Annotated in this window: 15 protein-coding genes and 11 tRNA genes; 17 read left to right on the forward strand and 9 right to left on the reverse strand. The window is 36.5% G+C overall.

Annotated elements, in window-relative coordinates; all coding sequences use genetic code 11:
- Positions 1-2: 2 nt before the first annotated feature.
- Both M3182_RS00390 and ppc read left to right on the forward strand, forming a co-directional pair.
- Positions 3-338: an ArsR/SmtB family transcription factor gene (locus M3182_RS00390; protein ID WP_251555716.1), complete on the forward strand. Its 336-nt coding sequence runs from the start codon at positions 3-5 to the stop codon at positions 336-338.
- Positions 339-632: 294 nt separating this feature from the next.
- Positions 633-3,395 carry a phosphoenolpyruvate carboxylase gene (ppc, locus tag M3182_RS00395; protein ID WP_251429639.1) on the forward strand — a complete coding sequence of 921 codons (2,763 nt, stop codon included), beginning with the start codon at positions 633-635 and terminating at the stop codon, positions 3,393-3,395.
- 49 nt (positions 3,396-3,444) lie between these two features.
- Here the strand turns inward: ppc and M3182_RS00400 are convergent, their stop codons facing one another.
- The 4 genes from M3182_RS00400 to M3182_RS00420 form a co-directional block, all read right to left on the reverse strand.
- Entirely contained in the window at positions 3,445-4,401 is a 957-nt protein-coding gene (locus tag M3182_RS00400; RefSeq protein ID WP_251429859.1) for a DMT family transporter, read from the reverse strand.
- Positions 4,402-4,537: 136 nt separating this feature from the next.
- Positions 4,538-4,660, reverse strand: a complete 123-nt coding sequence (locus tag M3182_RS00405; protein ID WP_251429637.1) for a DUF6254 family protein — start codon at positions 4,658-4,660, stop codon at positions 4,538-4,540.
- A 134-nt stretch (positions 4,661-4,794) separates the two neighbouring features.
- A complete protein-coding gene (locus M3182_RS26050; RefSeq protein WP_273701398.1) occupies positions 4,795-5,334 on the reverse strand; it encodes a UGSC family (seleno)protein in 540 nt (179 codons plus the stop codon).
- A 63-nt stretch (positions 5,335-5,397) separates the two neighbouring features.
- Complete coding sequence (locus M3182_RS00420) at positions 5,398-6,435, reverse strand: hypothetical protein (protein ID WP_251555719.1); 1,038 nt, start codon at positions 6,433-6,435, stop codon at positions 5,398-5,400.
- A 1,434-nt stretch (positions 6,436-7,869) separates the two neighbouring features.
- On the opposite strand from M3182_RS00420, the gene M3182_RS00425 reads away from it, so the two are divergent.
- Positions 7,870-8,532, forward strand: a complete 663-nt coding sequence (locus M3182_RS00425; RefSeq protein ID WP_251429856.1) for a CAP domain-containing protein — start codon at positions 7,870-7,872, stop codon at positions 8,530-8,532.
- A 79-nt stretch (positions 8,533-8,611) separates the two neighbouring features.
- Here the strand turns inward: M3182_RS00425 and M3182_RS00430 are convergent, their stop codons facing one another.
- From M3182_RS00430 to M3182_RS00440, 3 genes are all read right to left on the reverse strand, one after another.
- Positions 8,612-8,806 (reverse strand): hypothetical protein, encoded by a 195-nt coding sequence (locus M3182_RS00430; RefSeq protein WP_251429629.1) that lies wholly within the window; start codon positions 8,804-8,806, stop codon positions 8,612-8,614.
- 105 nt (positions 8,807-8,911) lie between these two features.
- On the reverse strand, positions 8,912-9,829 hold the full coding sequence (locus M3182_RS00435; RefSeq protein ID WP_251429627.1) for an aldo/keto reductase: 918 nt from the start codon (positions 9,827-9,829) through the stop codon (positions 8,912-8,914).
- Positions 9,830-9,926: 97 nt separating this feature from the next.
- Positions 9,927-11,411, reverse strand: coding sequence for a potassium/proton antiporter (locus M3182_RS00440; protein WP_285866513.1), 1,485 nt, complete (start codon positions 11,409-11,411; stop codon positions 9,927-9,929).
- Positions 11,412-11,809: 398 nt separating this feature from the next.
- Here M3182_RS00440 and M3182_RS00445 point away from each other — a divergent pair.
- From M3182_RS00445 to M3182_RS00510, 14 genes are all read left to right on the forward strand, one after another.
- Positions 11,810-11,885 (forward strand) — tRNA-Val (locus tag M3182_RS00445).
- 35 nt (positions 11,886-11,920) lie between these two features.
- Positions 11,921-11,993, forward strand: a tRNA-Thr gene (locus M3182_RS00450).
- Between the two features lie 10 nt (positions 11,994-12,003).
- Positions 12,004-12,079, forward strand: a tRNA-Lys gene (locus M3182_RS00455).
- A gap of 123 nt (positions 12,080-12,202) precedes the next feature.
- A tRNA-Gly gene (locus tag M3182_RS00460) sits at positions 12,203-12,277 on the forward strand.
- Positions 12,278-12,298: 21 nt separating this feature from the next.
- Positions 12,299-12,375: transfer RNA gene (locus tag M3182_RS00465), tRNA-Arg, on the forward strand.
- Positions 12,376-12,382: 7 nt separating this feature from the next.
- Positions 12,383-12,458, forward strand: a tRNA-Ala gene (locus M3182_RS00470).
- A gap of 27 nt (positions 12,459-12,485) precedes the next feature.
- Positions 12,486-12,562, forward strand: a tRNA-Met gene (locus tag M3182_RS00475).
- A 7-nt stretch (positions 12,563-12,569) separates the two neighbouring features.
- Positions 12,570-12,662: transfer RNA gene (locus M3182_RS00480), tRNA-Ser, on the forward strand.
- A gap of 106 nt (positions 12,663-12,768) precedes the next feature.
- Positions 12,769-12,845, forward strand: a tRNA-Met gene (locus M3182_RS00485).
- Positions 12,846-12,915: 70 nt separating this feature from the next.
- A tRNA-Gly gene (locus M3182_RS00490) sits at positions 12,916-12,989 on the forward strand.
- Positions 12,990-13,160: 171 nt separating this feature from the next.
- A tRNA-Asn gene (locus M3182_RS00495) sits at positions 13,161-13,235 on the forward strand.
- Positions 13,236-13,448: 213 nt separating this feature from the next.
- On the forward strand, positions 13,449-14,207 hold the full coding sequence (locus M3182_RS00500; protein ID WP_251429625.1) for a YybI family spore inner coat protein: 759 nt from the start codon (positions 13,449-13,451) through the stop codon (positions 14,205-14,207).
- An 82-nt stretch (positions 14,208-14,289) separates the two neighbouring features.
- Positions 14,290-14,781, forward strand: coding sequence for a staygreen family protein (locus tag M3182_RS00505; RefSeq protein ID WP_251429623.1), 492 nt, complete (start codon positions 14,290-14,292; stop codon positions 14,779-14,781).
- A 609-nt stretch (positions 14,782-15,390) separates the two neighbouring features.
- Positions 15,391-16,296, forward strand: a complete 906-nt coding sequence (locus M3182_RS00510) for a tyrosine-type recombinase/integrase (protein WP_251555720.1) — start codon at positions 15,391-15,393, stop codon at positions 16,294-16,296.
- A gap of 46 nt (positions 16,297-16,342) precedes the next feature.
- On the opposite strand, the gene M3182_RS00515 is transcribed toward M3182_RS00510, so the two are convergent.
- Both M3182_RS00515 and M3182_RS00520 read right to left on the reverse strand, forming a co-directional pair.
- On the reverse strand, positions 16,343-17,815 hold the full coding sequence (locus tag M3182_RS00515; RefSeq protein WP_251555722.1) for a tyrosine-type recombinase/integrase: 1,473 nt from the start codon (positions 17,813-17,815) through the stop codon (positions 16,343-16,345).
- 138 nt (positions 17,816-17,953) lie between these two features.
- Positions 17,954-18,403 carry a hypothetical protein gene (locus tag M3182_RS00520; protein ID WP_251555723.1) on the reverse strand — a complete coding sequence of 150 codons (450 nt, stop codon included), beginning with the start codon at positions 18,401-18,403 and terminating at the stop codon, positions 17,954-17,956.
- Between the last annotated feature and the right edge of the window lie 1,387 nt (positions 18,404-19,790).

A 19,790-nucleotide genomic window follows, 5' to 3' on the forward strand; every position in this document is an offset into this window, starting at 1 on the left:
GATTGAATCTTGAAATGCAGCGTTTTAAAGCAGACTTTTTCAAAGCATTGGCCCATCCTCTAAGGATACGTATTCTAGAGTTGTTATCCGAGGGGGATAAAAATGTAAATGAAATGAAAAATTTAATAGGCAGTGAAGGTTCGGCTGTCTCACAACAATTAACCGTTCTCCGTAATAAAAACATTGTAATGGGCAGAAAAGAAGGGAATCAGGTCATTTACTCGCTTAGAGATCCCATGATAGTTGAACTTCTTGGTGTCGCTCGGCAAATCTTTAACAATCATTTAGTCGATACGATTTCAATGCTTGATAAAATCAATGATGAACAAAATTTTTGAGAAATAAGGGAATGGAATTTGTTAACTACGTTTAAGACTGTAGGTAAACTTGATCAAAATCGAGTTATCTGCAGTCTTTTATTTTACGTAAGTAAATAGCTATTAATTTTTGTTTACTATCGTCTAATTGAAATTAAACAATATAGATTTTTGCTCATGTCTGCTTTAATAGAACGGTTTAGTAATATACCAAAAAACACGAAAAAAATTATATAATTTTACTATCCCTTTCCTTTAAGTTATGTTATATTATTTAAAAATTCGAAGAACTGTACTAGTTAGGAAGGTGAAAGAATGACAACAGGATTAAAAATAAATGACAGTAGTCTTCCACTGCGTCGTGATGTAAAAATGTTAGGTGATATGTTAGGTGAAATTTTAATGTATCAAGGTGGTTCTTCACTATTAAATAAGGTTGAGAAAATTCGACTTATGTGTAAAGAACTTCGAAATGATTTTAAAACAGAAGTATATGAAGAACTGAAACAGGAAATTTCTAATCTAAATCCCCCGATGCGAAAACAGGTGATTCGCGCGTTTGCTGTTTATTTTCATCTTGTAAATATCGCTGAACAAAATCATCGAATAAGAAGACGTCGCGAATATCAACTTCAGGCGGAAGGGAATGCTCAACCAGGTTCAATTGACCTCGCAATTCAATCGTTAAAGGAGAATAACATTTCTTCTGAAGTAATACAGAATGTTTTAGAAAAAATATCTCTGGAGTTAATTATTACAGCACATCCTACTGAGGCTACAAAAAGATCCATTCTTGAACTGCAGAAAAGGATAGCGGATTTATTGAAAACATTAAATAATCCACTTCTTTCGCAGAAAGAACAAAAGCAACTGAAGGAAAGTCTTTTTAATGAGATAATGGCTCTTTGGCAAACAGACGAGCTTCGTCATCGTAAGCCTACAGTCATTGATGAAGTCCGTAATGGTTTGTATTATTTTGATAAAACCTTATTTGATGTTCTACCCGAGATTCATCAAGAGGTTGAGGAAAGATTAGAAGCTCATTATCCTGAAAAAGAATGGGAGGTACCGAACTTCCTTTGGTTTGGATCATGGATTGGTGGGGACCGCGATGGGAATCCACATGTTACTCCTGAAGTCACTTGGGAGACTTTAAATAAGCAAAAACGACTAGTAGTGAAAAAGTATAAAAAAGTCCTTGTTGAATTGATGAAGCGAATGAGTCATTCCACAACACGTGTAAATGTTAGTGAGGAACTCGTTAAGTCGCTACCAAATGAAGAGAGTAGTTACCTTGAGGATGATCAAAAGTGGCCAATTGAAAACGAGGTATATCGTCGCAAATTTGCTGTTATCATTACTCGTTTAAAAGCTGTAGGGGAATCCGAGATTGGATACAAATCTGCGGACGAACTATTAAAAGACTTATATATGGTTAAACGAAGCATTTATCAACATCATCCGAAAAATCACGAATTAAAAATGCTTCAAAAACTAATCCGTCAAGTTCAGCTGTTCGGTTTTCATCTTGCCACATTAGATATTCGAAATCATAGTGGGGAACACGAAAACGCAATAACAGAAATTTTACGGAAAGCAAGAATTACACAAGATTACCAGTCTTTATCTGAGGATGAAAAAGTGAAGATTTTACAGGATACGCTACGGGATCCTCGCTCTTTACTTCTTCTTCATGAAGATTATTCAAAAGAAACTCAACAAATGTTAGATGTATTCAAGTTAATAAAAAGAGCTCATCAAACATTTGGAAAAAGATCGATTTCAGTTTATCTGATTTCCATGACGCAATCACCTAGCGATATTCTAGAGGTTCTAGTTCTGGCAAAAGAGGCAGGAATCTATCGCTTACATGTCGATGGTTCTGTTGAAAGTGATTTAAATGTTGCTCCACTTTTGGAGACCATTGATGATTTAACTGCAGGGCCAAAAATTATGGAAACTCTATTCCAAATGCCAGTTTACCGTGAACATTTAAAAGAACTGAATAACCAACAAGAAATAATGCTTGGCTATTCAGACGGAAGCAAAGATGGTGGAACACTCACAGCAAACTGGAAGCTATATAAAGCCCAGGTTGAAATCCATGAGATGGCAAAAAAATATCAAATTGGATTAAAGTTTTTCCATGGTCGTGGAGGCTCACTTGGACGTGGGGGCGGACCTTTGCATCGTAGCTTAATATCCCAACCACTGGAAACATTAGGAGAAGGAATTAAAATTACAGAGCAAGGGGAAGTGCTTTCTTCTCGATATTTAATTGAAGATATCGCATTCCGTAGTCTTGAACAAGCTACCTCAACCTTATTGCAAGCAGCGGCTCATGTTTTAAAAGATTCGGAGCAAGCGCACCATCGTGATTCCCGTTGGGTTGAAGCAATTGAGGAAGCGACGAATATTTCCTTAAAGAAATACCAAGATCTTGTGTTTAAAGACCCAGACTTCCTTACTTATTTTAATGAAGCTACACCACTAAATGAAATTGGTGAATTAAATATAGGTTCTCGTCCGATGAGCCGAAAAAACAGCGCTCAATTTGAAAATTTAAGGGCAATCCCTTGGGTTTTTGCTTGGACACAAAGTCGTCAACTCCTACCAGGGTGGTACGCAGCAGGCTCTGGCTTAGAAAATTTTGCAAGTAAAAGTGAACAAAACATGGAACTTCTGCGCGAAATGTACGCAGAATGGCCTTTTTTCCGTTCTACAGTTGATAATTTACAAATGGCTCTAATGAAGGCGGATTTAACAACTGCTAAAGAATATTCGCAGCTAGTTAAAGATAAAGAAGTCTCTGAACGTATTTTTTCGAATATCGTAGATGAATATAATCGAACGAAAGATGTTCTTTTAAAAATAACAGAAGATGAGGAATTACTAGATCACACGCCAAACATTAAAGAATCGGTACACCGAAGAAATCCTTATGTAGATCCATTAAATTTTATTCAAGTCGAACTCATCAAAGAAATCCGTAACGTAGAAGAACCAGATGAAGAACTTATGACACAAGTTTTATTGACCATTAGCGGTGTGGCTGCAGGCTTGAGAAATACTGGTTGATGAAAATGAAAGCAACAGCCTTTATAAGGGCTGTTGCTTTTTTTATTCCTTAAAGGTTCAAGGCTTTCTGTGTGGTTTCCTCTTTTTTCCGAGATACATAACTGTGTGCAACCATTCCTAGGATGACAATGAACATTCCAATCCAAGATAAAGGAGTAGGAAGAGGCAGGGATAAAATAAACATTTCGCCAATTAATGCAAACAATACTTCAATTGATTGAGTGGCTTCAACTGCAGCTAATTGTTGCATATTTCCTCGGACAAGGTCAGTTGCCATAAAAAAGAGGATTGTGGCTATGACACCTGAAGAAATCGCTACAATTAAGGATTGGATACTCTGTTGTACGGAAGGAGGACCAACTGTCATAATTCCATAAATTGAGAGGACGAGCCAAAAAGGTAAACTTGCAAGTGTCATACCGAGAACTCGTTGATAGGCGTCTAGACGTCCATTACAAATTTCCATCATTTTTCGATTTCCTAGCGGGTAAGCAAAAGATGCGATCAGCACAGGTAGAATCCCTAGCAGAAAGCTTGTTATCGGAATACTTTGAGCATGTTCAATTTGCATCAGTACAATTCCCAATAAAATCATCATAGACATGATTAGACCTTTAAGAGGGATTTTCCCTCTAATTTTTTGCTTCCCGACAGTTTCCCAGAAGAGCGGAGCAAGTAAAGAACCAGAAATAATGGTGATTTGCCAAGTTCCTGCAATAAGCCACCCTGGTGAATAAGCAGCAGCGAAGCAGAGAGGGGCATAAAACATACCAAACCCAACAAAACTCCACCCAAACCAACTTATAGGTTGTTCTTTCATCACAGCAAACAAAGTACGTAGATTTTTACGAAATAAAACTATAATGACTAAAAAAGGGACCATAAATATGTAGCGAAGTGAAGCGCTCCAAATCCAACTGCCGCCGGATAAATCCATCGCACGATTGACAACAAAGGTAACAGCGAAAAAAAGAGCTGATAAAACACCTAGTAAAATTGGTCGTATTCTGAACACCTCCTATTAAGGAATTGCTGAATCATAAAAACACTATAGCTAACTTTGAAAGAATATTCAATAAGTTTAAAACCATAAAAAATAATCCACCATTGTTGGAGGATTATTTTAATGTATCCTAAGAGGATCATTTATGGCGTTTTGTTGTTTCCTCAGCAAGTTGATCTAAGGATTTAACTTTCCCGTGGGGATTTTGTTGTTCTTTGCGTTGTCTCCATTGTCTTTCACGCTGATTCTGAGATTGGGTCATTTCCTCTTCCCCTTTCTGTGTAGTTTTCACTTAGTAGAGTAACCACGGAAAAGATTTTCATCCAATTATCCTTAACCAAATACAGGGAGTGAAGTCTCACCATTTTTTAAAGCTTGTTTCTTTTTGATTATGAGTTAGCACTCTTTCACATCTGTTAACAGTATTTTCTCAATTTCATTCATTACGTCATCGACTCTTTGATTAAGAACAAATTCCTCTGTTGCAGCAATCGGATGGGGAATTGCCACAAAAGGATAATCTGGAATTCCTTGGGAAACCGCCATTGCCTTACCCGAGGTAATGAAGGGAGTTGTCACAATAACAACAGTAGGAATACCTTGTTCTTCCAATATCACTCCATCGAGCAAACTGCCCGAACTACAGGAACCTCAATCACCTACACCAGTAATAATAAAATCGCATTTCTCAGCTAACATTTTAGCTTCATCTTTCGTTAATCCATGTGAGAAAGAGGATTTTTTATGATAAATTATCCCTTTTATATGGTATTTTTCTCGCAATTTTTGTGCTACGTGTTGAACAACTACATCAGAATTTTTCTTTCCATTATCAATTAAACCAATGATGGAATCTTCGAACGACTGAAGTCTTTTAGCCATTTTCTTTTCTGTTAAACTAGGGCCATTTGAAGGATTATATACAGTAATGCTCATATCCATAGCTCCTTTCTAGAAAAATTGAGAACCAATCACCGATTGGTATCAACCACATTCACTTCATGTAAAACCTGTAGCAGCTTGGATTGGTAGTGTAACGGCTTTTGATTGTTTGTAACTAAACCAACCTGGCATGCAAGCGGAAAACCTTCCTGCTTCTCCTCCTGCTACCGTTAGTAATATGTGGTCTGGAGAGGGAATTGCGTGTTTCACAATGTTTTCATCATTTGAAGTAATGGGGTCTTCAAGTATCCCGCCAAGTTTCATTTCCTTAACTGTTTTAACAGCATGTTTATACAAAAATTCTTGTACATCTTCCTTTGCCCAACCTTCGCTCTGTAAGTGGTGATAATGCTCCGGGCATAGAGTGACAGCCATTTCTGTTTCACTCGCAATATTAAAACTTCCAAGCGGGGACATTCTTTCAGCTAAAGTTTTTAAAATATTTTCTCCTTTAAGAGCACTATGATTTTGAATTTGATTTGGTCCTTCACAAGCAAAGACCGTTACGGTACTGTCTAATTTTTGATAACCTCTTTGGACATGTAACTGTGTCCACTCTGTCTCTTTTTCAGCAAAACAAAAACTATATTTTGCAGGTGTGCCAAGTGTTGAACGATCAAATTCCGGTGAACCACCAGAATTGATTAAGAGAAGTCGAATGGCCCGTCCAATCGTCGCATTAGCTCGATTTCCAGGTCCAAAAGCATTCGCCCCATGATTCATGCCAATCTGTTGGGTAATAGGCCCATTAACAATAATCATAATTGCAGCCCCGTGTGTACTTGCACTTGGACCGTGTAAACCAAAGTCGGGCTCAGATATTGCCTGAGCAGCAGCCATTACAACAGGGAAATAACCAGGCAAACATCCGGCCATTACAGCATTGATGGCAACAAGTTCTGCGGTGAAAACCCTGCCACGTTCTGGGATAGACCCGATAATTGTTTCTGGATCCATGTTAACACTCGCAAGCATTTCATAAATTTTTTCTTTAGTCGGAGGAACTACTGGCAAACCATCAGTCCAGCCTTTTTGAAAATAATATTCAATAGCATCTAGAGCATCTTCCCTGACAACCTTTTCAGATCGAAGCATAAATTCACCTCCATTAATTAATAAACTATTCATGTATATTCGTTTTCTATCTATTAAATCCTTTGATTACTCAGAAAATTGATGGAAAGTGTTCATCATCATTTCCAAATCTACTCCAGTAGCAAGGGGTATTAATTGTTGTTTAAATCCTAAAGCGGATATTAGTAGCGATTGGTATGTTTAAAATTAGTTTGCAAGCTCTTTTCTCATAAAAGGTATCTATTTACTTGAATAACCTAAAATAATCTGAGTCCTTTTTGTTGAGAAAAAAGTCTATTTATTTGAGGTTATCTTGCCACCATTTAGTAATCCAAAATAGGAAAGCTTCTGTAATTCTTTTTACATTACTTCCAGGAGAAGCAAAGTTGTAGTTTAATCATCAATCGATGATTAAACAGTGGTATTGAGAGCAAAATATTACATGTTGTCCAACGTGAAAGTTTTTAATAGTGGAATAGCGGCTTATAAAGAAGATAAAGGGAAGGGAAACGGATAATTAGCATTTTTTATTGGAAGGGATGTTTTTCACTATCTGTAAAGGGATCGAAGCTTTAAATATGTATGAATGAAATGGTGTGGCTTAATTTTAGTATGATATGAAAACACACCTTTACTTGTATGTAAATATAAAAAGCCACTATCATTTGAAAGAGATCGATACGACATATCAAAAACATCTTTGAGTAAGAATTTATCTGTGTCACTAATTACACAGTCGTGATAGAGATAAAGATACTTTTTTATTTCGGTAATTTGTTGTTCGTTTTCTTTTATTTTCCGGGTTATTATAATGTATGGGTGTGAAGTGACCATATGACACCAGCCTTTCTCAATAGTTGATTCTTAAATTATCCTAAATTTTCTATTTACGCAAAGGATATGCTTCTTATCAGTATTTCCCATCTATATTTTCTTGAAAAAATTAAAAAATAAGAAGGATAACTGATAAAGGAGGTAAGACAAATTGTGTTAAAAAAGAAAATAGGCATTTTCACTGTTGGTGTATTAACGGTTGGATTGGTAGCATGTGGTGCAGGAAATGATACTGCAAATGATGGTAATAACCGGATGGGGACCTCTAGTACAAGTAATCAAGTAGGTACGTACGGGAATCAAACTGATACCCGTGAAAGAGGAGAAGACAAAAACGGGGTCGATAATGTAGGTCCATTGGTAGAAGATTACAAAAAGGAACCAGGTGATTTGAACTTTACAGGTACAAATCGAAACCGGGTTAATATACAAAACAATAACCGTGGCAATGGAATCGACAACGATCAAAAAAATGACCATCGCAAAGTAAATATAAATAGCAAAAGCAATAAGAACGACAATGATGATAATTTGTCAAGTTATCGAACCAATCAATCAAGTAATGAATATCCTCATACTAGAGCAATTCTCATAAGAGAAGCACAGTATAAATATCTCCCTATGGATGGGGAAGATGCACGTAAAAATGCTGAAGAACTGAAAAGAAGACTTGAACAAAGGTTTGCTCAAGGAAATCAGGGTCAGGAACAGGATCAGGGTCAAGAGCAAAATCAAAACCAACAACCTGAACAAGCAACACCTCAACAAAACGAGCAGCAGGCTACTCCTAAACAGGAACAACCACCGGCTACGCCTAATCAGCAACCTACAAACCAAGATGGAGCAGGGCAACAGGAAGCACAACAGCCTGAACAAGGGAATCAAAAACAAGAAGCACCCGCTGGAATTGGTGAAATTGCACAGCGAGTGATAGACTTGACGAACGAACAGCGAAAACAAAATGGTTTACCGGCTCTTCAAGCAGATCCGAAATTAAGTGGAGTAGCTCAAAAGAAATCCGAAGATATGCGTCAGAATAATTACTTTTCACATACAAGCCCAACCTATGGGTCGCCATTTGATATGATGCGCGACTTTGGGGTTTCCTACAAAACGGCAGGGGAAAACATTGCCCAGGGGCAACCAACACCTGAAGCAGTTGTTCAAGCTTGGATGGATAGTCCGGGACACCGTGAAAATATTTTGAAACGTGAATTTACCCACATTGGGGTAGGTTACGATGCGTCAGGACATCATTGGACACAAATGTTTATCGGAAAATAATCTCATCAACCAATGATGGTTGCTAAAAAGAACCTTAGTTAAAAGCCGCACTCTATAACGAATGCGGCTTTTATGCTTTTTAAAATCTCAAAGAGAACCAACTTAACAAAGGGTGCTTATTTTTATCGATGATTTTAACATCTTTCATGGATAGACGATGTTCATGTTCAGCTATCCACTTTTTTACTTCAGCTTTATCCTTGCAATGGGTATAGTAGGTTTCTCCACCTTTTCCTAGAGCGTTGATAACATACCTACAAGAAGTCTTTCCCATAATGCCCACCTTTATAATGATATATTCAATAAATCTTCAATCATTATAACAAGGATTTTAGAGAATACTAGTGGTTTTTTTTGTCGAAAAAAATTTTATTTGATTCTACGCTATATTTTGAGGGTGCTTCCCGGTTAATAAGTCAGCAGCTTTTGCATTTGCAATGACCTGTTCAGGGTTTTTACAACCCGGAATGACAGTTGTTACTGCTGGATGGTTAAGGCACCATGCCAATGCCCAAGTGGCCATTGAGACGCCAGAAGGGACTTCTGTCTGTGCGATTTTTTCTACTTCTTCTAATGTTTTTTGCAATGTTTCTTTCTCATTTCTTGCTCGAACGTCACCTTTGTCGAAAGTTGTGCCCGGTTTGTACTTTCCACTTAAGAAACCACTTGCCAATGGAACTCTAGCTAATATTCCTAAGTTTTGTTTTTGAGCTGACGGAAAGATTGCTTCCTCAGGTGCCCGGTCTAATCGGTTATAAACCACTTGTAATGCTCCAATATTGAACTCAGTTGCTCTTTTTGTTTGATAATCTTCAACATTGGTTTTTAAAGAAACCCCAAGATGCCGAATTTTCCCTGACTGTACTTGCTTATCAAGCATGGTCCATAAATCGTCATTATTGAACTCTTCGTCCGTACAAGAATGAGCTTGATAAAGGTCTATGTAATCTGTTTGTAAAGCTTTTAATGACGAATCTAATTGGCGAAGAACCTCTTGGGGGTCCCAATGTCTACTTCGATCTAAGTGTCCATGAAATTGATGGCCAAATTTTGTAGCAATGACCCAATCTTCTCGTCTTCTTTCTTGAAGATAATCTCCTATAAAACGTTCAGAAAGATGATCACCATAACATTCGGCCGTATCAATAAAGTTAATCCCCGTTTCATGCGCTTTGTCTAATATTTCATTCACTTCGTGTTGTTTAAAGTCTTTTCCCCATTCACCACCATATTGCCAAGTACCAATTCCAACGACAGAAACTCTTAGATTTGTTTTACCTAATTTACGATATTTCATTACAATCACCTCAATGTATTTTAGCATGAAGGAAAGGAAAGAGAAAAATATAGAAAAAGAGCGCCCAATTCTTATTAATTGAATTGAGCGCTCTCTATTAACCAGCTTGCTCCGAACTGCTATCTTTTTTCTTCTCTAAAAGTTGCTTAATTTGTTTTTTATGTTTTCTTGGAGCCAGAATATACAAGAAGTCTCCGCCCATTAGTACGGTATTTCCTGTTGGAGGAATCAGCTTATCTTCTCTAATAATAGCATTTACAAGGGACCCTGACGGGAATGGAATATCTAGTAAGGTCATGCCAACAATCTCTGCATCATGTTCCATTCGGTATTCAAGCATTTCCGCATCCGCTTTTCCAAGAGAAATCAATTCAAGAGAATGGGTAGGCTCTGAAACTTTGGGTCCCACTAAATCCAACCTTTCGGCTAGTTGTGTAATGGTTGACCCTTGTACTAAACAGGAAGCTAAAACAACGAAAAATACAACATTAAAAATTTGATAACTGCCATCAATATTAGCTAATAATGGAAAAGTAGCTAATACAATTGGAACAGCTCCCTTTAGTCCAGCCCATGATAGAAAAATTTTCTCTTTATGTGAGTACTTCATATTAATTGTTGATAAATAAACAGCGATAGGTCTTGCAACAAGAATAAGAATGGCCGATATTAAAATACCGTTAAGAAGATTTTCACCAGTGAATAATTCATTTGGGAAAACAAGGAGGCCTAAAATAACAAACATGGTTATTTGCATCATCCAAGCTAGTCCTTCAGAAAAACGGAATATAGAGTGTCGATAGGCTATATCAGTGTTTCCAATCATTATTGCTGCAATATAAACTGCTAATAAACCACTACCTTGGAAGAAGGCTGTAGCACCATAGGTAAGCAGTGCGAAAGCTGTAGCAAAGACCGGATATAGTCCTCCGGAGTCGAGATTGACTCGATTTAACCCCCATATAGCAAGTTTCCCAAAAGCAAGCCCAAAGAAAATTCCGACAATCATTTGAACGAAAAAAGAACCGATCAATGAAAAAACACTAGAATCGGATATCGTAATCATCTCAATCATTGCAACTGTTAAAAAAACTGCCATAGGATCGTTTGACCCAGATTCAGCTTCCAACGTTGAACTGAGCCTAGATTTAATATTCTGTCCTTTTAATACTGCGAAAACTGCAGCAGCATCAGTGGAACCAATAATAGCCCCGAAAAGGATTGCCTCAAGCCAACCAAATTCAAGAATGAACTTAGCGGCAACAGCTACAATGCCTGAGGTGATTAATACCCCAAAGGTTGCAAGGGATAAGGAAGGGATGATAACGGGTCGTAAGGAAGACCAGTTAGTTTGGATACCACCTTCAAATAAGATAATTACAAGTGCTAATACACCAATCATTTGAGCGACTTTGGCATTATCGAAGTAAATAAAACTGCCCATCAGCATACCAACAATCATGAAGAGAACGAGAGAGGGGACGCCAAGACGCGAAGAAAATTTCGTGGTCAAAACACCGACAATTAGTAGCAATCCCGCTAATAATACAATCGCATCGGTGGTAACAGCATTATCAATCAATAGGTTAGCCTCCTTTGTTAAAAATTAAATAATGTAACTAAAATAATTATATCATCAATTTAAGTAACATATTAATGTTAGTTCAGATATTTATAATAATAAAAAAGAAAAAGATTATTTGTAACTCGATAATAATCTTCCTCAAAAGTAGAAAAATACTTAGGAAATGGACTTAAATCTAGAATATAAAAAATTGTTAGCCGCAGTCTAAGAAGTAATTGTACGAAACTGATTGAAGTGATTTTTTGAAGAGCGCGGATAAATTTAGAGATTGAAACTTCAAATCAAGAATATGTTGACTTCAAAAAAGTTTTTCAGTAAGATAATAAAAGTCGCTTATTAAAAAGGCCTACCAGCTAACAATATTTTTTGCTATGGTGGGTAGGATTGTCATTTTAGGAGGATTAGCTCAGCTGGGAGAGCATCTGCCTTACAAGCAGAGGGTCGGCGGTTCGAGCCCGTCATCCTCCACCATGATTTATTGTTTTATTAAAATAATCTCAATAATTGCCGGCCTAGCTCAATTGGTAGAGCAACTGACTTGTAATCAGTAGGTTGGGGGTTCAAGTCCTCTGGCCGGCACTTATTTTATGAGCCATTAGCTCAGTCGGTAGAGCATCTGACTTTTAATCAGAGGGTCGAAGGTTCGAGTCCTTCATGGCTCACCAAAGTTTTTTCACGATAGTGAAAATAACTTTCTACTTTTCACGATAGTGAAAATAATCTTCCTTTAAATCGCTACAGCGAAAAAAAACTTAATTTATTGTATTAAAATTGAGTTTACCCTATGTGCGGAAGTAGTTCAGTGGTAGAATACAACCTTGCCAAGGTTGGGGTCGCGGGTTCGAATCCCGTCTTCCGCTCCATCTTATAAAGAAACAATGTTTGCGCCCGTAGCTCAATTGGATAGAGCGTCTGACTACGGATCAGAAGGTTATGGGTTCGACTCCTTTCGGGTGCGCCACTATATCGGGGCCTTAGCTCAGCTGGGAGAGCGCCTGCTTTGCACGCAGGAGGTCAGCGGTTCGATCCCGCTAGGCTCCACCAAACTCAATAATTTAATGTTTATATCCCGGCGGTGTAGCTCAGCTGGCTAGAGCGTACGGTTCATACCCGTAAGGTCGGGGGTTCGATCCCCTCCGCCGCTACCAATTCAATGGAGGAATACCCAAGTCTGGCTGAAGGGATCGGTCTTGAAAACCGACAGGCGGGTTAAACCGCGCGGGGGTTCGAATCCCTCTTCCTCCGCCATTTTGTAAGTTCTTAGTTCTAAGTATTACTTGGTAGTACTAACGATGCTGCTTGGTTTGTACTTCCTGAGACCTGGGCTTGAATAATCTCGGTAAAATAATATTGTCGCGGGGTAGAGCAGTCCGGTAGCTCGTCGGGCTCATAACCCGGAGGTCGCAGGTTCAAATCCTGCCCCCGCAACCAATAACTCAGAAAATCTGTTCAGGCAAGAGGGAAGGCAACGTACTGATTCCGTCATTCCTAGCTCCATTTTGCGGGTGTAGTTTACTGGTAAAACCTCAGCCTTCCAAGCTGATGTAGTGGGTTCGATTCCCATCACCCGCTCCATATATGATTCAATATCTACATGGCCTATAGCACAGCTGGTTAGAACGCACGCTGGTTAAGCGTGAGGTCGGTGTTTCGAGTCCAATTATGCCCACCATTATTTGCGCAGTTACTCATTGGTAGAGCTACGAATCATACTTCTTTACTTCTTATAGAAAACTTTATTAATGTTCCGCAGTAGCTCAGTGGTAGAGCATTCGGCTGTTAACCGAACGGTCGTAGGTTCGAATCCTACCTGCGGAGCCATATTTTTCAGTTATTTCATTTATACGACATACATAAAAAAGACAACCGATATGGGTTGTCTTTTTTTGTTCTTTTGGCTCTATAATTACTCTATAATTTTTACCCAAATTGGGAGTGTAAATTGAATTTACATGTTTCCCTTAGAGACTATTCATTTTGTATAAGATTGGCAAAAATGGGCAATTTAAAAATTAAAAAGGAAGGTGGAAGATAATGAATAAAAGAATTATAATTTCAATCATCTTCATGCTTTCAATCTCGGTTCTTTCAGTTGCGGCAAAAGAACCCCAACAAACCCCAGAAATCATCTTCACTAAGAAGCTTGATTTGACCGGAGATAAAATAGAGGATGTTGTGAAAATCGTGGGTACCCCTCTTAAAACCAAAAGTCCACTATTAAAAGAAATATTTTTGGCCGTCAAAACATCTGAAGGCACTTCAATCAGATATCCACTAGATGCTGGGTATAACCCAACTGCAACATTTCATGATTTTGATCATGATGGTAAAAAAGATATTTTCATCAACCTAGAAACCTCCGAAAAAGGGGGCGAGATCAAAAGTTATCTTTTTACTATTAAAAACGCACTTTTAGAAGAAGAAAATAGTCCGAACTCATTAACGGTTTTCAGCCATTTTGATGAAGACTACAAAGCCACAATTAAGATTGATGAAACAGGAAAATCCTATCATTTTGATTTATCTGATCGAAGACTGCGTTACAATCGATTAGGATTATACCAAGATGGGAAATTAAACGAACCAATGGAGCTTAAAGTATATTCGTACGGTTCCTTAAAGCCTACTGAAACAACCTCCGGGAAAACCATTCTAAAGGGGCTTCAAAGAATCAGTGGGGTATCTGAAAAGGATACTATTGGCTATATAGAATCGCAATGGGAACTAATTGATGGAGAATGGAAATTAATTCATACAAAGATTAAGGAGAAGAAAGAAGAGAAGAAGAAATAATAGGCATTTGTAACGTAATTCCATTTTGGTACATAGGTTATGGTAAGAAAAGGTATTATTTCCTGAAAGGGGTTTTTCTTCCATGACTAAATTCAATCCAAACCGATTGAATGTTAAATATATCCCACCTGTTAATTCATATGTGCCAATTGAGGGAAGGAAATACACATTAACACATTCTGATGAAACCAGTGAGTTATTTTTAACAATTGGAGCGAAATATGATCATTCAGCAATAAATTTAAAGTTACGTGATGAAGTTTTTGCTGAATGGCAAACAAGAAATGGAGAATACCTGTTATATGCAAAAGTATATGTTAGCGGGGGAGAGTTTGACAAAAAATTTTCTCAAGTTCGCTATATGATCTTCAAAAAAGAATTAGAATTAGCTTTGACAGGTATAATATATGGAGATCAACAGTTTTTAATGAATTCTCCATGGCTTTTGGATTGTCCGATTTTTGTTCATTTTGAAAGCATCTATCCAGAGTTTAATGAAGTGCAATTTTACGGAACACCTAGACAATATTTAAAGAAAGCCATAAACCGAGTTGTAAGTAAAACACAGGCTTAGTCTGTGTTTTATTTTATGGGTAAGTATCGACTAAAAAGGTAAGTAAAACATAAATATATTATGGTAACTAATAAAAATAACTTGTAATTCCAACTAAGTAATAAATGGTTCACATAATGTTAAATACCATTTTAATATTATTTGAGTTCTGGTAAATTTACTAAATCAATGTATTGATGAACCATTTAAATTTTAAATTTTAAAGTAGGCTGGGTTCGTGTATTTATATTTTATATATTTGCTTTTATACAAATAACAAGTCCAATTATTTTTTCATTAAAAAAGACAAATTTAGATTTTACTCAGTTTTTTGATTCCGTCTCACTATTTTAAGTATACTTAGGTATTGAGACTAGAACACTCTGTATTTATCTAACTTCCGAGAATATATATTATGTAAACTAGGAAAAATTATCGGTTTTATAAGCTTTTCTCCTTTAAGTCCCCATAATACTTGATATATGGAACTTCGTTCCCCTAAGTTCCTCATAATAGTTGTCTCCTTTCGGGTAGTTATCGTTTCATGATTTGAACCAAAGTTTATGGACTTGAACCATAACTCTACATTTGTTTATTATTTTGTATTTCATTTTTCTAGGAGGTATTAATATGTTGCTATCACAAGCCATTGATGAATTTTTACTGTATTTACAGATCGAACGAAACTACTCCCAAAATACGTTAGATAGTTATGAATATGATTTGAAAACGCTCCAAGACTTTCTGGTCCGCCATAACCGGTCATTACAACTTGATGACTTAATTCCATCGATCATTCGCCGCTACATTCAAGAAATGGTTCAAAAATACGAACTTAAACCAAGGACAATGGCACGAAAAATTTCTTGTTTAAAATCATTATCGAGGTATTGTTTAAAAGAGCGTTTCATTGCTGCTGATTTCATGGCTGGAATTGAAACACTAAAACAGGATAAAAAACTTCCCGTATATATGTCTCTATCTGAGTTAAAAAAGCTCTTTCATTTTTTGGAGCAAAATCAAGGCCGTTTTGCCTTACGGAATCATTTGATGTTTAAACTGTTGGCGAGTACCGGTATGAGACGGCAAGAGTTAGTGGATCTTACCTGGCAGCAAGTGAATTTTGATAATATGACGATCAAAGTGTTTGGGAAAGGAAAAAAAGAACGCCTCCTCCCCCTCCACCCGATTATTCATCAATTGTTTATGGATTACCGGGACAGTCTGCTTAGTTATCAAATTCATCCCGAAGAGCCGATCTTCCGGAATAAAAACGGTGATCAATTAAATGCTCGAGGCCTGCATAAGATCTTTAAGGAAACTCTTGAAAAAGCAGGACTTCCACCAAAAAGGTTTTCGCTTCATCATTTAAGGCATACGTTTGCTACCCTTCTTCTTCAAGAGAATAAAGAGAACATTGACATCCGGACGCTACAAGAACTGTTGGGACATGAAAGTTTGGCAACTACTTCCGTCTACACCCATGTTGATTTTGAACAAAAGCGTAAGGCCATCAACAGTTTTAAATTAGAATGATAACCTCAAAGCTCCCGATTCGGGAGCTTTGTTTCTTTCCTCTTTGTTATGAAACAGGAGGAAACATCGGGGGGTGTTGCATATATGATTGGCTTGAGGATGGATGACTGTACTGTCCCCCAGAATGGAAAACAGTCTGTTGTTGTTGATTCGTGTTCACTTGCATCATTTGATACAGCTGTTGAATCATCACCCCAATCATATTAGGATCCATTTGATACGAATTAACACTTGGTGCATTTGACCCTGGTTGATTTATAAATGGATTAGACCCTTGAAAAGATTGAAGGAGTTGAGGTGCTCCAGTCTGCATAGATGATTGACCTTTCATATTCATCATCTCCATTTGTTTATTCCTTTGTGCCAACTCAATTAAATTAAATTTAAACTGTGTAATGCTTTGTTCATTCCTTAACGCATGCTGATAGAGATCAGGTAGTTCTTGATAGAGCTGTTTGATGTTTACATTCATAAGATGATGTTCTTGAAGCATAAAAAGTGTTTCTAACACTTCTTCCAAAATCGTCTGGGCAATTCGTATTTCCTTTTTATATTTGTGGTCCATTCGGACATATCTTGCAAGACTTCCCTTCGAGCTGCTAATTCCGTGACCTAGAGCATAACGTATGGCATCATCAGATACACCCATTTCACCTAACATAGTTGCAAACGTATAGCGAAAAGCGTATGGTGTGATTTTCTTATCATCATCCCACTGTAGCGTATTGCATAACTTCTTGACCATATGGTTAAACTGTTTATTTGCAAGTGGTTTTCCTTGAACCCCATAGAGTAAAGCATTTTTCCCTGTTAGGTTCATATCTTCTACATACTGATTTACCTTCTGAAGTAGGACTGGAGGTAATGGGATAAATCCTTTTTTGAATTTTGATGTATTTAATTCAGTGATCGGTTCATTCCCATTCTCTTCTTCTAATTCCCCGTATTGAATGCCTTTCTCTACATTCGAAATCGAATCAGCGGTTAGCTTACACAAAGTAACATTCCTTAACCCCGTCATTAAATCTAGGTGGATCGGTAGTTCCGATTCCATAAGTTCTGGTTCTGTTCTCACACTTGAATAAATGGTAAATACTTCTTCAAAGTTCATTACGCGAGAATGATGTCCAACATCTGTCGTTTGAACCTTAATTGCTAGAAATGGATTGGCTCCAAAGACCCCTAAATCTTTGAAGAATGAAAAAATGGAAGACATAGTAGCGACTCGTTGCTTAATTGTTTTTGGTTTATCCCTTTTTTTCTCTCGCAAAAACTTGACCCATTGTTGTACCAATTCAAAATCAATGTTTTCAATGATTGGTTCAATGTTATTCTCAACCATAAAGTCTTCCAGAATTGAAATATTTTTACCATAGGAAGACAATGTGTTCTCGGACCACGAGCGGGCACCTTCCATGGTTTCATAGGCTGAACGTATGGAAGAGGTTCCATTAATTCGATCTTTGATTTTACCTGGAGTTGTAGCATTCTTTTGATTTGAAAACTGTTGTGATTGCATTGTTTATTCTCCTTTGAAATGAATTTGATTACTAATGCAGATAAATGTGTACTCTAGTCCATAAAAAGCATACAAAAAATTTATAGAAGGTTTAATCCATGAGCACATGTCCATTTACTCTTAAACAGTAACGAATACCTATAACTCAATTAGTAAAATGTTCATTTGTTCATAGCACCTTACAAATGGGTTGTAAAGAATAATCCCCAAATCGTTTAAATGTGAGAAAAATGAAGTGATTGTGATTATTTTCATGATAATTGTCTCTTTGTTTTGATTCTCCTCCTCCAATGAATAGAGCCAGCGTTCGCAGATTTCAAGATTGGTATTATTAATGTCGGGTTTTACACCATTATGAATTAAAAATTCTATGAATCCACTTACTGCCCACTCAAATGAATTCATCAGGTCAATAGAACAGGTTTGATTCTCTTTGATTAATTCAAGAACTTCCCGTAACCGTAATGTATTTTGCTTTGTTACGTCACTTAGATGAAGATTCTGTATTACATGATCCAATCCAATATTCCCGACACTTAAACCAGGTCTTTTTTGTGTCACCTCATTAACAGTTGTTATATTAATCATGTTTAATTCCTCCAATTAATAAGTTTTAATAAAAACAATTATTTACTTTCTTCTATGACACTTGGATTTTCTTGTTTCATGAAGTGTTCTCATAAAACAACTGATAAGGAATGCACTTTTAAGTATTAATTTGTAAGCTGCAGGATCGTTATACCTCAGCTTTAAGAACATATAAATATGTTTCTATTGGTTTTAGAATTTAATGTGAAAACACCAATTAAAAATCCCTTTTTACAAAAAGTGAAAATTTTACAATAAAAAAAGCAAACGGATAGTGAGGATCACTAATCCATTCGCTTGGTGCTTCCAACTCGAATGCATTGACATTGGGTAAAACTTATTAAGTTAACTATAATCTAACATTTATAACGGTAATACGGCAATTATAAGGGATAAAGATATTTTTTTCTTTTTTCATATTTATTATATTATCTTTAAGAACTATTGGATATTACAAGTGATAAGTAATAATCCTCCATTTTGAATCACCATTTTGGAGTTACTTTCCAAGCCCCCTATAATATTTTTTTCATTTCGTTATGGAGGAAAATCCATATAAAAATTTTCCTTTAAGTTTCAAAACAGTGGTCAGAACAGCTATATCCATGCTTGAAATACCTTCAAACTATTAAATCTTCATAAGGATTATTTGTTGATGCCCCCCTATTTTGAAACTTGTTAACCCCCACTTAAAACGGATTAAACAATTAATTACTGTAAACCTTTGCATAAGTTCTCTATTATATTCTAATTTAATTTCCACTTATAAATAAATAATTCACCGTTATCTTGGCTATAAAGCTTTTTCTAGATTGCAACGAAATTTCTAAACTGCTACATTCATTTGAGCCAAAGCTGAAGATATAATGAGCGATCTCTCTCTTTAATATAAATAATTTTGAAACTCCTAGTTTATAGTCCTTATTCTAACTTTCAGGCCCGTCTATTGTTTGGGTCCTGTTCGTAACTGTAATATTTTTAACACTTATTTCTAGAATTACTAAAATACCCCTTCTTAAATGCCAAAGTCGAAGAAGAAATCTACCAGCAAGATTTTTTTACGGACTTTATTATAGGGGGATGTATACCAGGTATGAACTTGTTACGGAACATATACTTCCATTTTTCATAAAATCATATCTTATCAAATTAGCCTACAATATGGTCTTTTTCCAATTTTTTTCATTTTGTTTATTACCTTTTTAAAAAATTGTGGGTCATTTGTGGGGAGTTAGTGAGTGTTTTTGAGGGTAAATACATATGTTAGCTACTATTTTTAAACAAAACTTTTTACAATTAATTTTTTCGGTTATTTCATTGAGACAAAACCCGTAGAGGAGCTTTTCTACGGGTTTCCTTTATTATTATTAGTTTTGTTATCTTTCCT

The organism is Mesobacillus maritimus (assembly GCF_023715205.1).
In the GTDB taxonomy this organism is placed as follows: Bacteria; Bacillota; Bacilli; order Bacillales; family Cytobacillaceae; genus Mesobacillus_B; species Mesobacillus_B maritimus_C.

Excerpts from the sequence above, each read along its gene's own strand:
- ppc (WP_251429639.1), top strand. The coding sequence starts at position 633 with ATGACAACAGGATTAAAAATAAATGACAGTAGTCTTCCACTGCGTCGT.
- M3182_RS00405 (WP_251429637.1), bottom strand. The coding sequence starts at position 4,660 with ATGACCCAATCTCAGAATCAGCGTGAAAGACAATGGAGACAACGCAAA.
- M3182_RS00420 (WP_251555719.1), bottom strand. The coding sequence starts at position 6,435 with ATGCTTCGATCTGAAAAGGTTGTCAGGGAAGATGCTCTAGATGCTATT.
- M3182_RS00425 (WP_251429856.1), top strand. The coding sequence starts at position 7,870 with ATGGATGGGGAAGATGCACGTAAAAATGCTGAAGAACTGAAAAGAAGA.
- M3182_RS00430 (WP_251429629.1), bottom strand. The coding sequence starts at position 8,806 with ATGGGAAAGACTTCTTGTAGGTATGTTATCAACGCTCTAGGAAAAGGT.
- M3182_RS00435 (WP_251429627.1), bottom strand. The coding sequence starts at position 9,829 with ATGAAATATCGTAAATTAGGTAAAACAAATCTAAGAGTTTCTGTCGTT.
- M3182_RS00500 (WP_251429625.1), top strand. The coding sequence starts at position 13,449 with ATGAATAAAAGAATTATAATTTCAATCATCTTCATGCTTTCAATCTCG.
- M3182_RS00505 (WP_251429623.1), top strand. The coding sequence starts at position 14,290 with ATGACTAAATTCAATCCAAACCGATTGAATGTTAAATATATCCCACCT.
- M3182_RS00510 (WP_251555720.1), top strand. The coding sequence starts at position 15,391 with ATGTTGCTATCACAAGCCATTGATGAATTTTTACTGTATTTACAGATC.
- M3182_RS00515 (WP_251555722.1), bottom strand. The coding sequence starts at position 17,815 with ATGCAATCACAACAGTTTTCAAATCAAAAGAATGCTACAACTCCAGGT.
- M3182_RS00520 (WP_251555723.1), bottom strand. The coding sequence starts at position 18,403 with ATGATTAATATAACAACTGTTAATGAGGTGACACAAAAAAGACCTGGT.